9 protein-coding genes are annotated in these 14,093 nt (G+C 62.9%); 7 read left to right on the top strand and 2 right to left on the bottom strand.

Going from position 1 to position 14,093, the window contains the following annotated elements:
• Nucleotides 1–123: 123 nt before the first annotated feature.
• A complete protein-coding gene (locus SH809_18015; protein MDZ4701613.1) occupies nt 124–894 on the bottom strand; it encodes an SIS domain-containing protein in 771 nt (256 codons plus the stop codon).
• Nucleotides 895–1,147: 253 nt separating this feature from the next.
• On the opposite strand from SH809_18015, the gene SH809_18010 reads away from it, so the two are divergent.
• Nucleotides 1,148–1,540 carry a response regulator gene (locus SH809_18010; GenBank protein ID MDZ4701612.1) on the top strand — a complete coding sequence of 131 codons (393 nt, stop codon included), beginning with the start codon at nt 1,148–1,150 and terminating at the stop codon, nt 1,538–1,540.
• Nucleotides 1,541–1,545: 5 nt separating this feature from the next.
• Here SH809_18010 and SH809_18005 read toward each other — a convergent pair whose 3' ends face one another.
• A complete protein-coding gene (locus SH809_18005; GenBank protein ID MDZ4701611.1) occupies nt 1,546–2,814 on the bottom strand; it encodes a dipeptidase in 1,269 nt (422 codons plus the stop codon).
• A 308-nt stretch (nt 2,815–3,122) separates the two neighbouring features.
• On the opposite strand from SH809_18005, the gene SH809_18000 reads away from it, so the two are divergent.
• The 6 genes from SH809_18000 to SH809_17975 all read left to right on the top strand — a co-directional run bounded on the left by SH809_18000 (nt 3,123) and on the right by SH809_17975 (nt 13,895).
• The gene (locus SH809_18000; protein ID MDZ4701610.1) at nt 3,123–4,085 is read left to right on the top strand and encodes a substrate-binding domain-containing protein; all 963 of its coding nucleotides are present in this window, start codon (nt 3,123–3,125) and stop codon (nt 4,083–4,085) included.
• 20 nt (nt 4,086–4,105) lie between these two features.
• Nucleotides 4,106–5,602 carry a sugar ABC transporter ATP-binding protein gene (locus tag SH809_17995; protein ID MDZ4701609.1) on the top strand — a complete coding sequence of 499 codons (1,497 nt, stop codon included), beginning with the start codon at nt 4,106–4,108 and terminating at the stop codon, nt 5,600–5,602.
• A 276-nt stretch (nt 5,603–5,878) separates the two neighbouring features.
• Nucleotides 5,879–7,210 carry an ABC transporter permease gene (locus SH809_17990; protein MDZ4701608.1) on the top strand — a complete coding sequence of 444 codons (1,332 nt, stop codon included), beginning with the start codon at nt 5,879–5,881 and terminating at the stop codon, nt 7,208–7,210.
• 122 nt (nt 7,211–7,332) lie between these two features.
• Nucleotides 7,333–8,664, top strand: coding sequence for a hypothetical protein (locus tag SH809_17985; protein ID MDZ4701607.1), 1,332 nt, complete (start codon nt 7,333–7,335; stop codon nt 8,662–8,664).
• 251 nt (nt 8,665–8,915) lie between these two features.
• Entirely contained in the window at nt 8,916–10,586 is a 1,671-nt protein-coding gene (gene ettA / locus SH809_17980; GenBank protein ID MDZ4701606.1) for an energy-dependent translational throttle protein EttA, read from the top strand.
• A gap of 273 nt (nt 10,587–10,859) precedes the next feature.
• On the top strand, nt 10,860–13,895 hold the full coding sequence (locus SH809_17975; GenBank protein ID MDZ4701605.1) for a CheR family methyltransferase: 3,036 nt from the start codon (nt 10,860–10,862) through the stop codon (nt 13,893–13,895).
• Nucleotides 13,896–14,093: the final 198 nt, after the last annotated feature.

The raw sequence follows: 14,093 nt of genomic DNA, 5'->3' as shown, positions 1-14,093 counted from the left end.
TGGGCTGGTTGCAGGTGGGCTGGTTGCAGGTGGGCTGGTTGCAGGTGGGCTGGTTGCAGGTTAATAGAAACGAACAACCTGTAACCTGTAACCTGACAACCTGTAACCCGCACCTTTATCGCGTTAGCGATAAAGGTGCGCCAGGCTCTTCCGGTACCCCTCGTAGAACCGCTCCAGCTGCTCTTCGGCGGGGTCGTTGCCGATGAACTGGTGGCTGGGGAGGAGTTCGGGTTTGACGCCGCGGGCGAGGAGTTTTTCGGCGGTTTCGACGCGGAGCATGTTCATGATCATCCCCCCGGTAATGGTGGAGGTCGGGCCGGTGCGCCACTCCAGACCTTCGAGCTCGAGGATACAATCGCCCGGGGGGCAGTGGTTGTCGAGTACGACGTCGGCGAGGTCGATCAGCTTCTTGCCGGAGGAGTGTGCCGGCTTCGACTGCTCGCAGTGCGGCCGAGACACCATCGCGATCACCGGCATCCCGCGTTGCTTCGCGCCCATCGCCATCTCAACAATCAACGGCCGGATACCGCTCGTCGAGATCAAGATAAACGCGTCGTTCGGACCAAATTTAAAGCCTTTCAGCAACTCTTCCGCATAGCCCTCGACCTTTTCGAGGTGGAGCGGACCGCGCAGTCCGTTCATCCCGACGATCGAGGCATGGTTCGAAACGGCTAGTTCGACAAACGCGACAAAGCCCACGAACCCGCCCTGGCGCGGGGTGATCTCCTCGCACATCATGCGGGAGTGGCCGGCGCCAAAAAGAAACACGAGCCCGCCTTTTGAGATGGCGTTCGCGCAGATCTCGGCCGCGGCGTCGATGTTCGGCGGCTGCGTGGCCTCGATCTGCTGGAGGAGGGCGAGGGTTTTATCGTAATACTGCTGTCCTGCTGACATGTAAAAGGGGTTGTTGGATGACGAATGGAGAAACGGCGCCGGCTAAGGTACCGCGCCCGCCTGCGCGCGTCAAACGGAAGCCGGACGAATTCCGTAGAGTCGGCACCGTTTTTGTGAAGCATCAGTGAACGCGCCTACCCCTAGGTCTCCTCTCCCGGCGCCGACCCATCCAGATCCGACGCCCCCTCCGATGGGGGTTACGCCCGATTGCGGTGGATGTATCACAGGCCCCCCGCCGATAGCGCACGACCCCATGACTACAGAATCCTTACCTCGCGTACTCGTCGTCGACGACTACCCCCTCCATCAGGAGCTCATGCGGCATTTGATGCGGATACTCGGCTACAGCGCCGAAATCGCCCGCTCCGGCGAGGAGGCGCTGAGGGCGGTATCGAAAGAAGGCTTTTGTATCATCCTGATCGATATCGCCATGCCCGGCATGGACGGCCTCGAAACCGCCCGCCGCATCCGCGCGATCACCGGCTACGAAGAGCCCTGGATGATCGCCGCCAGCGCGATGACGTGGACGAATGCCTTCAACGAGTGCCTCGCCGCCGGCATGAACGACTTCATCCTCAAGCCGATTACCCTGGACGACCTCCGCCGCACCCTGGCCCGCTACACCGACGAAATGGCGAATGCGTGAGGGGATCACATCTCCCCCGCCACCCGCTCGACCTCGCGCCAGACCCGCAGCAGATTCCCGCTCCACAGTTTCCCGATCGCTTCTTCGGAGTAGCCGCGGCGGACGAGTTCGAGGGTGACGTTCGGGGTCTCGGAGGCGTCCAGCCAGCCGGTGATGCCGCCGCCGCCGTCGAAGTCGGAGCTGATGCCGACATGGTCGATGCCGATCAGCTTCACGGCGTAGTCGATGTGGTCGACGAAGTCCTGCATGGTCGGCCCCGGGTGCTGTTTTTCGACGGCGGCCAGCTTCTGCCGGTAGCCGGCGCGCTGCTCGTCGCTAAGGCCCTGTAGTCCCCCGAAACCCGTCAGGCCGTACTCGGCGCGGAGGTCATCGATCGCCCTGGTCTTTTCCGGCGAATCTTGCTTCAGGAAGGAATCGAGCGCGACGATGTTCATCACCCCGCCGGTGGCTTTGAGGGCCAGCATCGTTTCGTCGTCCATGTTGCGGGGGACGTTGCAGAGGGCTTTTACGCTGGAGTGTGAGGCGATGATGGGGGCACGGGAGACGCGGGCGGCGTGGAGGGACGACTTCTTGGAGGTGTGGGAGATGTCCACCATGATGCCCACCCGGTTCATTTCGCGCACGACCTCCTCGCCGAAGGCCGAAAGCCCGCTGTGTTCATCACCATCGTCGCCGAGGTTGGCCCGGGGGTTGGCGGAGTCGCCGATGTCGTTGTGCCCGTTGTGCGTGAGCGTCATGTACCGGGCGCCGAGCTGCTGGTACTTCTCGACCAGCGAGAGGTCCTGCCCGATCACGTAGCCGTTTTCGATAGCGATCACAGCCACCAACTTGCCGCTTTTGTGGATGCGCTCGACATCGTCCGCCGTGTAGGCGATTTCGATTTCAGCCGGGTACATCTGCTCGGCCATGCGGTGGATCGCATCGAACTTGGTCATGGCGTCGGCCTTCGCCTTGTCGTAGTTCGCCGGCGTGCGCTCCGTCTGGCCCACGTAGACGATGAAGGTGCCGACATCCAGCTTGCCGTCGCGCATCTTGGGGAGATCGACCTGCCGCGGCCCGCGGACGCCGGGGTCGACCTCGGCCGTCGCGAAATTCGACTCGATGTCGTCGTGGGTGTCCAGCGTGAGCACGCGCGCGTGGATGGCAGTGGCGTGGGCGCGGAGCTGGTCCTCGCTCATGGCGCTGACGTCGACCGTCTGGGCGAGTGCCGGGCGGACGGCGACAACAAGGAGCGCGGCGACGAAGAGGCCGGCGAAGAAGGAACGCGGGTTCATCCGAGTCGTGTCTGGGTGAGGTGGAGCGTGACGGCTCTAATATACCGTATGCGAGGTTTGCACGCGAGGGATCGGTAAAAGGCGAAGCGGATGCGGTTATCTTTCGAAAAAATGAATATCTTGCACCCACCGTCATCCTGAGCTTGTCGAAAGCCTGCCCCCGCGAAGGCGGGGGGACCTCTCGGATCGACCGCGCGACACGCGAATCACGGTGGGTCGGGGGGTCCTTCGACGCTCCGCGATTCCATCGCGGCGGCTCAGGATGACCCCAAGTAGTATGTCTTGAGTCATCCACCACCCAGCCAACCATGCGCACCCGCCTCTATTTCCTTTTCGCCCTCCTCCTCACCCTCCCCGCCTGCGGCCCGCAAGGCAGCGGTGACACCTCCGCCCCAGCGGCGGACGAGGTGACCGTCGGCGTCTCCCTCCTCACCATGACCCATCCGTTTTTCCAGAACCTGGCCGCCGGCCTGGAGGAAGAGGGCGCCAAATACGGCATGAAGGTGACGGTCGTCTCCACCGAGTTCGACGTCGCGAAGCAGAAGGACCAGCTCTCGAACTTCATCGTCCAGGGCGTCGACGCGATCGTGCTGAGCCCGGCGGATTCAAAGGCCATCGGCACGGCGATCCAGGAGGCGAACGCCGCCGGCATCCCCGTCTTTACGGCGGACATCGCGGCGCTGGCGGATGGGGTGAGCATCGTCACCCACATCGCGACGGACAACTACGCCGGCGGCCGGCTCGCGGCCGAGGCGGTGATGGAGGTGCTCGGGACGAGCGGCCAGGTGGCCATCATCGACCACCCGGAGGTCGAGTCGGTCATCCAGCGCACCACAGGCTTCCACGAGGTCATCAACGCAGCGAATACGGCAGGCGCGACAATCGAAGTCGTGGCCCAACTTACAGGCGGCGGCACCAAAGACCGGGCGTTTAAGGTGGCCGAGGACATCCTCCAGGCCCACCCGAACCTCGACGTAATCTTCGCGATCAACGACGACACGGCGCTCGGCGCGGTGGCGGCGATCGAAAAAGCCGGCAAATCCGGCACCGTCCAGGTGGTCGGATTTGACGGGACGGCCGAGGCCCGCAAGGCCATCCGCGACGGGAAGATCTACGCCGACGTGATCCAGCACCCCCGCCAGATCGGCGCGATGACCATCGCGTCCATCCGCGCCTACATGGCCGGCGAGGCCACGCCAGCGGAGCAGCTCATCCCCGCCACCCTCTACCGCCAGGCCGACGCCCAGGCTGATGCTACAATAGCGGAATAATAGGATCGCGGAATAAAGGCATGACCATGGCGGAAGGGGCGCCCCTCCTGGCGATGGAGGGTATCGAAAAATCGTTTCCGGGCGTGTACGCGCTGAAGGGTGTCCGGCTGGACCTCCACCGGGGCGAGGTGCTGGCCGTCGTCGGCGAAAACGGCGCCGGCAAAAGCACGCTCATCAAGGTGCTCGCCGGCGTACACGCGCCGGATGCCGGCGCGATCACGATTGACGGCGTCGCCCGGCGATTCGCGAACCCGCTGGAGGCACAGCGCGCCGGCATCGCGGTCATCTACCAGGAATTTAACCTGATCCCAGGCCTCACCGTCCAGGAAAACATCCTCCTCGGCCACGAAAAAGCCCGCTTCGGGTTCTTCTCCCCTAAGGAGGAGCGGCAAACCACCGAGGCGCTGTTCGCCCGGATGCGGATTCACATCGACCCGTCCGCCGTCTGCGCCACACTGAGCGTCGCGCAGCAGCAGCTCGTCGAAATCGCAAAAGCGCTTTCGCTGGGGGCCCGGATCCTGGTGATGGACGAGCCGAGCGCCGCGCTCACCAACCAGGAAGTCGACACCCTCTTCGCCATCATCCGGGACCTCCAGGCGCAGGGCATCGGGATCATCTACATCAGCCACCGGCTCAACGAGATCTTTGCGATTGCCGACCGCGTGACGGTGCTACGCGATGGAGCCTACATCGACACCCGCCCTGTGGCGGATGTGAATCGCGAGGCCCTGATCGAGATGATGGTGGGCCGCTCGATCGACAACGAGTTTCCCAAGGTGAGCCACCCCGTGGGCGACGTGCGACTGGAGGTGCGCGGCCTGGCGCGGACGCTAAACGAGCCCGGCGTGTCGTTTGTTGTCCGCCGCGGCGAAATCGTCGGGCTGACGGGACTGGTCGGCGCCGGGCGGACGGAACTCGCGCGACTGATTTTCGGGGCGGACCGGGCGGCGAAGGGCGAGATCGTGCTCGACGGCCGGCCGCTGCGCATCCGTTCGCCGCAGGACGCCATCCGCCAGGGCATCTGCCTGCTCACCGAGGACCGGAAGGCGCAGGGCCTCGTGCTGGGGCTGTCCTCGCGCGAGAACTTCGCGCTGCCGAACCTCGGGCACTGGTCGCGGCGCGGCTTCATCGCCGGCAAGGAGGAGCGCGCCCGCTTCGCCGAATATATCGGTAGCATCAACATCAAACTCTCCCACCAGGACCAGCTCGTCCGCAACCTCTCCGGCGGCAACCAGCAGAAGGTGCTGCTGGCGCGCTGGCTGGAGTCGAACTCGGACGTGATCATCTTCGACGAGCCCACCCGCGGCATCGACGTAGGCGCCAAGTACGAGATCTACCTCCTGATGAACGAACTCGCCCGGGCCGGCAAGGCGATCCTCATGATCTCCTCCGAACTGCCCGAAGTGCTCGGGATGAGCGACCGGGTGCTCGTGATGCACCAGGGCCGCATCAACGGCGAAATCGCCGACGTCCGCCGCGCCACGCAGGAGGAGGTGATGGCGCTGGCGGTGGCATAAAAACGTTGAACGTTATTTCGTTGAACGTTCTCAGGAGTCAAGAATTTGCGCCACAACATGCTTGTACCTATTGCCAATCGCCCCATCGCTGGACCTTTAGAAACTGTCAAGATTTGCATAATGCATAAGGAGCAAGTCATCCCCGCGAAGGCGGGGACCCAGAAAAATGCCAATCTTATGGCTGGATCCCCGCTTTCGCGGGGATGACTCAGCCTTGGGTTGTGGTAGTCCCAACAGTTCCTTAAACGTTCAACGATAAAACGTTTCACCGCGTGTATGCCCAACCTCTCCGCCCTTCTCTCCCGCTACGGCATGGTCCTCGTGCTGCTAGCGCTGTGCCTGTTTTATGCGTTTATGACGATGGCGGAGCAGAACCCGCGTGGGGCGGATGCGGCGGCGGCGATCGCGGATGACCTGCGGGAGGCCGCCGGCGAGGGCGCGGTGGTTCTGGTGACCAAAGCGAACGCCGAGCATCAACAATTCGCCGACGCCCTCGGGGCGATGTTGCGCGACGCCGGCGTGCCGGTTACCGGCGTCGTCCGCGGCGAGCCGACAGAGATTCGGGAAGGATTGGAGGCCCTGGCGGCGACAGGCGTCGCCGTGGCGGCGATCGGGACCCCGCAGGATTATGCTACGATCGTGGGCAATATCACCTCGCGCATCCCGCCGCTCGCCGGCGCGAAGATCACGGCCCCGCGCAGCTACCGCTGGCCCACGTTTTTGCTCGCGAACAACCTGCGCAACGTGGCCAACCAGATCGTCGTCATCGCCATCCTGGCGGTGGGGATGACGATGGTGATCATCACGGCCGGCATCGACCTCTCCGTCGGTAGCCTGATCGCGCTCTCGGCCGTCGTGGCGGCCTGGATCATCCGCGCGATGGGCGGCGCAGACGCATCGCTGGGCGTGATGCTGTTCGCCTCCGTGTCAGCCATCCTGATGTGCGGCATGGTGGGCTTTGTGTCGGGCATGACGATCACGCAATTCAAGGTGCCGCCGTTTATCACGACGCTGGCCGTGATGCTCGTGGCGAGCGGGTTCGCGTACATCATCAGCCGGGGCGAATCGATTTACGAAGTGCCGGATTCGTACGTATGGCTGGGCCGCGGCGCCGATCTGTTCTCCATCCCCAACGCCGTCATCCTGATGGCCGTGATTTATCTGCTGGCGCACATCCTGATGACCCGGACGACGCTCGGGCGGTACATTTACGCCGTCGGCGGCAACCCCGAGGCGGCGCGGCTGTCCGGCATCCGGGTGAACAGCGTGTTACTTTTCGTCTATACGGTGGGCGGGATGCTTGCCGGCCTTGGCGGGATCGTCCAGGCCTCGCAGCTCAAAAGCGGGGCGCCGACGTACGGGTTGTTGTATGAACTGTACGTCATCGCCGCCGTCGTGGTGGGCGGCACCAGCCTGGCCGGCGGGGAGGGCCGGATCATGGGGACCCTCGTCGGCGCCCTCATCATTGCCGTGATCCAGAACGGGATGAACCTCACCGGTGTCGAGAGCTACACCCAGAAGGTGGTGTTGGGCATGGTGATCCTGGTGGCGGTGCTGCTGGACATGCTCAAGAAGCGGAGCTGGCGGGTGAAAAAAGCGACGGCGTGAGGCGGCGATCTGGATTTGTTAAAATCGCGTAATTTTTTTGCGGGAGAGGGAGCCGGTACAGGCAAAATGATTTATGTTGCACTTCGCCCGTCACCCCTAACCCGTTTGCCCGCAAGGAATTGATGACGATGGAAAAAACGGTGATTCTCTTCGCGTTGATCGCGCTTTCGGCCACGATATCCGACAATCCGGCCCTCGCATACGCTCCGCAAGTCGCTTTTAACCGATACGATGCCCTCACGTTAGACCGTACGACGCCCGACGACTGCCCGGCCGGCGACCCCGACCCCTGCAATAAAGCCATTCCCGCCATTTTCTTCGACTGCGACGCGTGTGACCAGATGTACCTCCGGCAGTCGATCCAGTTCGTGAACCATGTGCGCGACAAAGAGGCGGCGGATGTGCATGTGCTGATCACCAATCTGCGTACGGGCAGCGGCGGCCAGGCCTACACAATCAACTACATCGGGCGGGGGCGTTTCGCCGATCTCCAGCAGACCCTGCTGTACAACACCATCCAGAACGACACCTCCGAGGAGATCCGCCGCGGCCTCTCCCACCAGATCATGCTCGGTCTGATGCCCTACATGGCGCGGACGCCCCTTGGGGCCCGAATCCAGATCGACTTCGACGATTCCGAGGCCATCGAGGCGCAGCCCGTCGACGACCCGTGGAATTTCTGGGTGTTCAGGATTAACGGGAACGGCTACGTTAGCAGCGAGGCTTCGCGGGACATCTTCCAGTACAGCTCATCCGTCTCGGCGGACCGCGTGACCGAGGAGATGAGCATCCAGATGCAGGTGTATGACAACCGCGACCTGAGGCGTTTCAAGGATGATGGCGACACGATTGAAAGCAACTCCTTGCGTTCGGGTGCATGGGCCTCGTTCGTGCGCAGCCTGACCGATCACTGGTCGTTGGGTGTTTCGGGATCGGCGAGCACCTCGACGTTTAACAACACCGACCTGGGCGTCTCGACGGGGCCGGCGTTGGAGTACAACATCTACCCGTACGACGAGTCCACCCGCCGCGAGTTCACCTTCGCGTACCGGTTGTCCTACATCTACCAGGACTACGCCGAGCCGACGATCTTCGATAAGGACGTAGAATCGCTCCTCCGCCACTCCCTCGAGGCCAGGCTGCGACTTAAAGAGACCTGGGGCGAGACGAACGCGCGGATCCTGGGCTCTCAGTACATGCACGACCCCTCCAAAAACCGGATCGAGGTATCGGGCAACGTCTCCGTTCGCCTCACCCGCGGGCTCTCCGTCCGCCTCTCCAGCGGGCTCGAATTCATCCACGACCAGCTCTACCTGCCCAAGGGCGATACCAATCTCGAGGACCTGCTCCTCCAGCGCCGGCAACTCGCCACCACCTACGGCTTCACCAGTTCCGTCGGCCTGAGTTACACGTTCGGGTCCATCTATAACAATGTGGTGAATACGAGGCTGTGAGGTACCGATTGAACGTTGATACGTTGCACGTTATCACGTCTATAACACCAGGCCCGTCAACGTGCTAACGCTCCATGCCCGAACGTTCAACGTCTCCAGGGCACCCAAATGCGTCATGTGCGTATGAGGGCCGGCTCAGGACAATTCTCGCCTGACACTCAACCATCAGATCCTTCCAGACCAATGGCTCTTGGGCCAGTCCCCAGCGACAACCTGGAACCTGCAACTTGCCAACCTGAAACCTATTACCCTTGAGCGATACCAAGATTATTTTCTCCATGTTGGGCGTGGGCAAGATCCATAAACCCAGCAAGCAAGTTCTGAAGAACATCAACCTCTCGTTCTACTACGGCGCCAAGATCGGCGTATTGGGGTTGAACGGCTCCGGGAAGAGCACCCTGCTCAAGATCATCGCGGGGCTTGACACAGACTACCTCGGCACGATCGAGGTCAAAAAAGGCACCACCTTCGGCTACCTGTCCCAGGAGCCCGAGCTGGATCCCGATCGCACGGTCCGCGAGATCGTCGAGGAGGGCGCGCGGCATGTCGTCGGCCTGTTGAAGGCGTACGAGGAGGTGAGCGCTAAATTCTCCGAGCCGGATGCCGACTTTGACAAGCTCATGGACGAGCAGGCGAAGTTGCAGGACAAGATCGACCATCTGAACGGGTGGGACATCCAGAGCAAACTCGAGATGGCGATGGACGCCCTCCGTTGTCCCCCGCCGGAATCGTCCGTCAAAGTGCTCTCCGGCGGCGAACGCCGGCGCGTGGCGCTCTGCCGGCTGCTGCTTCAGGAGCCGGACGTGCTCCTGCTCGACGAGCCGACCAACCATCTGGACGCCGAGTCGATCTCCTGGCTCGAACAGCACCTGGCCCGGTATCCCGGCACGGTCATCGCCGTCACCCACGATAGGTACTTTCTGGACAACGTAGCCGGCTGGATCCTGGAGCTCGACCGCGGTAGCGGCATCCCGTTCGAGGGCAACTATTCGACCTGGCTGGAGCTGAAGGGCAAACGCCTCGCGCTCGAGGAAAAGCAAGCTTCGAAGCTGCAGAAAACACTCGCCCGAGAGCTGGAGTGGATTCGGACGTCTCCCAAAGGGCGCCACGCGAAGAGCAAGGCCCGTATCTCCTCGTACGAGAAGATGGTGGCCGACCAGCAGGAGAAACGCAACGAGGATATCGAAATCCCGATTCCACCCGGACCGCGCCTCGGCAACCTGGTCATCGAAGCCACCAACGTGGCGAAGGGATATGGGGATCGATTGCTCTTCGAGAACCTCAACTTCGCCCTGCCTCCGGGCGGCATCATCGGTGTGATCGGCCCGAACGGCGCTGGCAAGACGACGCTCTTCCGGATGATCACCGGCCAGGAAAAGCCCGACAGCGGCTCCTTCCGGATCGGGGAGACGGTAAAGCTGGGCTATGTGGATCAGAACCGGCCGCTCGACCCCGACAAAACGATCTGGGAAGAGATCTCCGGCGGCATGGAGCTCCTGCAAGTGGGCAACCGGGAGATGAACTCGCGCGCCTACGTGGGCCGCTTCAATTTCGCCGGCAGCGACCAGCAGAAACGCGTCGGTCAGCTCTCGGGCGGGGAACGCAACCGCGTCCACCTCGCGAAGACGCTCCGCGAAAGCTGCAACGTGTTGCTACTGGACGAGCCCACGAACGACCTCGACGTCAACACCCTCCGCGCGCTGGAGGAAGCGCTCGAGGCATTCGTCGGCTGCGCTGTGGTGATTTCGCATGATCGCTGGTTCCTGGATCGGGTTGCAACGCACATCCTGGCTTTCGAGGGGGATAGCGTGGTGACGTGGTTCGACGGCAACTACTCGCAATATGAGACTCACCGCCACGAAGTCCTGGGCATCGAGGCCGACCAGCCCCACCGAATCCGGTATAAGAAGCTGGTGCGTTGAGGCCTTCCGGGTGCTTTCAGACTGGATTACCCCATGTGCCGTTTCGCAGGAAGCGGCACATGCTTTGTTTTGTGGGCTTCGACAACGCCATTTTTCTGGAGGTCTCTCCGCTGCATTCCCGCCGCGCGGGAATTTCGGTCGAGATGACATGTGGTATCCCGTCGGGTGTCTATTAATTACGAAGGCAGGCTGCCGCACGCCGGCGTAGTGTAACGACTTACAGGATGCCCCTCATCCGCACCCGAGCCCATTGAATCCGGTCGCATAGCCGTTATGGAATCCCACGACAAGTCCTCGCGCCCCCCGCTCGAACTCGTCGCCAATCACCTCTTCACGCCTGTCCGGCCGCAGGCTTCCGTCGTCGCAGTGGCCGTTTCGCCATCGGGCTACGACGCGCTGCGTGCTTTTTTCAAGGCGCTGCCGGCTTCCTGCCGAACACCGTTTATTGTGCTTTCCAGCGGTTCGTCCCCGACGCAGCGGCTCGACGAGAGCCTGTTGGGCGTGACGCCACTGGAAACGGTGGCGGTCAAGAACAAAGAGAAATTGCGCCAGGCGTGCATCTACCTGGTGCCGCAGGGCAAACACATCGTCGTTCGCGACGGCATCCTGCAGACCGTGGCGCCGGCATCGCTCGACACCTCGCAGCTGCCGCTCGACGCGATCTTCCGCTCCTTCGCCGAGCGCGAGCACACGCAGACGATCACCCTCCTTTTCAACGATGCCTTCGCCGACGGCCTCGCTGGCCTGAAGCAATTGCGGAGCGCCGGGGGCGTCATCTTCCAGGCCACCGGCCGCCCCATCGCCCCGGACGACGCGCTGGCGCTCGAAGCCCGCACGCTCGTCGACGCCGTAGTCTCCCCCCAGCAGATGGCCACGCTCCTCGCCGGCTACCTGAAGGGGCTCGCTTCGGCCGAGACGGCGCGGCCCGTCCTTTGGCGCGACGAACGCGAGGCGCAATTGCTCGAACAGGTGTTCGCGCTCCTCGAGAAACAGTATGCGATCAACTTCGGGGTGTACAAGCCGGCGTACCTGGAGACCCATTTTGCCCAGCGGATGCGCATCCACCAGGTGGGGAGCCTGTCGCAATACATCGGCATCCTGAAATCTTATCCGGCGGAAGTCGGCTTTCTCGCCAAGCGACTGCTGTTTCGCAACGCCTCGTTCTACAAGCCTAACCGTATTTTCCAGCGCCTGAAGGAAACCCTCCTCCACCGGATTATGGAGATGGCATCGACCCAGGGGACGTGCCGGATCTGGGTGCCCGAGTGCGCCAGCGGCGAGGAAGCCCTGATGTTCGCCATCCTCCTGCAGGAGCGCGCCGCGAAGCAGATGTCGTCCATGAAACTCCAGATCATCGCCACGGATAGCGATACCGAGACACTGGCGTTTGCCCGGAAGGGGATCTACGGACTCGGCATCGCCTCGCACCTGCCGGCGTTGTACCTCGATCGATTCTTCCGGCGCGAGGGTGAGCAATATACGGTGGCGGAGGATCTCCAGAAGATCATCCACTTCTTCTCCCACAACCCCATGCTCACCCCGCCGCTCAACGGCCTGCACGCGATTTACGCGAGCGAGGTATTGTCGAGGCTGAGCGAGGCCGTAGCCAGCGAAGTGGTCAACCAGTTCTCCGAGGCCCTGGCCCCCGGGGGCTTCCTGCTACTCGACCAGCCGGCCGACGAAGCGCTTGAACTGCCGGGGTTCATCCCGGTGAGTGGGTCCACGTCCGTCTTCCAGAAAAAATCGACCGTCCCGTTGTTCGCGGCGACGCCGGGGAAAGCCGAGACCGGCAAGCAGGAGCCCGCCCCTCCGCGTCCAAGCGCGGCGATCGAGTTGCTGCCGACCGACACCGCGGATGAGGACGACGAGGGCGTCGAGATCGATTTGAACGATACCGACCTGACGGTCGCCGAGCCGGCCGAGGTAAAGGTCGAAGCCACAATGCCCGTAGAAGCCCCGAAGGAAATCAGAGCCGGAGCCCCGGAAGAAGCCCGGTCGACCTCGCAGGACGAGATCCAGGACCAGGCTAACCAGCCGTCGCTGCTCGTCGACGCCGAGGGGCGCATCCTGGACCAGTTCGGGCCGATCCATAGGTTCCTCGACCTGCCGGGCGACAGCCTGCGGGTGGACTTGATCGACCTCGTCATCCCGGACATCCGGGCGGATCTCAAGGCCGCGCTCGAACAGGCCATCCAACGTAACAAGACCTTTAAATCCAAGGCCATCCCCTTCGAAATCAACGGCGAAACGCGCCCCGTCCACCTGCAAATCCGCCCCGTGCCGCTGAATGACGGCGCCACGATGGGCGCGCAGGTTACCTTCTTCGACGCGACCATCGAGGAAAACGAGTCTACCGATATGGAGTCCAACAAAAGCGTGACTCATGCCCTGGAGTCGATGGAAAACGACCTCGCGCAGCTCAAAACCCGGCTGCACGCCATGCTCCACGACCTCCAGAATTCGCGCGATGAGGTCCGCGCCGAAAACGCGGCGATCATAGGCCAGGCCGACGACCTGCGCCGGCAGATCAGCGACATGACCCGGCGCAACGAGGACCTTACCGACACGAACAAGGAACTCCTGGCCCTGAACCGGGACCTCGTGAAGAAGGTCGAGGAGATGCGCCGCGGCCTCCAGCAGGCGGCCCGACGGCCCGAGCCGGCGCCCGAACCCGAGCATCTCCTCAAGACCCCGCTCGGCGGCCTGCTCTCGAAGCGCCACGAAATCCGCACCGCGCTGACCTCCATCATCGGGTTCGCCGACCTCCTGGCCGACCGGCTGCGCGACGAAAACCGCGAGCTGGCCCAGTACGTCGGCGCCGGCGGCAAGCAGCTCTCCGACGCGCTTTCCGTCCTCCTCAACCAGGATGACGAAGCGCCGGCGCCGCCACCCACGATCAAAGTCCAGGAGATCAAACTGACGCCCATCCGGACCGCCCGCCTATTGGTGGTGGACGACAGCGACGACACGCGCCGGCTCCTCGCGCTGGTCCTGGGCGACCGGTTCGAGTGCGAGATGGCGTCCTCCGCTTCCGAGGCCATCGAAAAAGCGAACCTGGAATATTTCACCGCCGTCTTGCTGGATATCAACCTCGGCAAAGACGCCTCCGGCGTCGACGTCCTCCATCAACTCCGCACCCTCCAACACTACCAGAACGTCCCGTTCATGGCCGTAACCGCCATGGCCACCCCCCGCGACCGGGCGCTTCTCCTCCGCGAGGGCTTCGACGCCTACCTGCCCAAACCCTTCCACAAAACCGCGCTGCTGAATACGCTGGACCAGATCCTGAGCCAGAAGTCGATGAATTAGGTGGTTGCAGGTTGGCAGGTTGAAGCACCATTCGCCAAGCTCAGGGAGGTAGCTCCGCTTCCGCATCGGCTACCGCCGCTGCGTCTGGTCGTGATGACAGGGCAGGGTTAAAAACACCACGCCGCGTCATACAAGACACCCACATCGCTATTCGCTAATCACGAATCGCTACTCGCTACTCAAGGAGGTCACTCCGCT

This window comes from Rhodothermales bacterium (assembly GCA_034439735.1).
In the GTDB taxonomy this organism is placed as follows: Bacteria; Bacteroidota; Rhodothermia; order Rhodothermales; family JAHQVL01; genus JAWKNW01.
Note: the sequence above shows the minus strand (reverse complement) of the source record. Positions and strands in the feature narration are given on the sequence as shown.

Excerpts from the sequence above, each read along its gene's own strand:
- SH809_18015 (MDZ4701613.1), bottom strand. The coding sequence starts at position 894 with ATGTCAGCAGGACAGCAGTATTACGATAAAACCCTCGCCCTCCTCCAG.
- SH809_18010 (MDZ4701612.1), top strand. The coding sequence starts at position 1,148 with ATGACTACAGAATCCTTACCTCGCGTACTCGTCGTCGACGACTACCCC.
- SH809_18005 (MDZ4701611.1), bottom strand. The coding sequence starts at position 2,814 with ATGAACCCGCGTTCCTTCTTCGCCGGCCTCTTCGTCGCCGCGCTCCTT.
- SH809_18000 (MDZ4701610.1), top strand. The coding sequence starts at position 3,123 with ATGCGCACCCGCCTCTATTTCCTTTTCGCCCTCCTCCTCACCCTCCCC.
- SH809_17995 (MDZ4701609.1), top strand. The coding sequence starts at position 4,106 with ATGACCATGGCGGAAGGGGCGCCCCTCCTGGCGATGGAGGGTATCGAA.
- SH809_17990 (MDZ4701608.1), top strand. The coding sequence starts at position 5,879 with ATGCCCAACCTCTCCGCCCTTCTCTCCCGCTACGGCATGGTCCTCGTG.
- SH809_17985 (MDZ4701607.1), top strand. The coding sequence starts at position 7,333 with ATGACGATGGAAAAAACGGTGATTCTCTTCGCGTTGATCGCGCTTTCG.
- SH809_17975 (MDZ4701605.1), top strand. The coding sequence starts at position 10,860 with ATGGAATCCCACGACAAGTCCTCGCGCCCCCCGCTCGAACTCGTCGCC.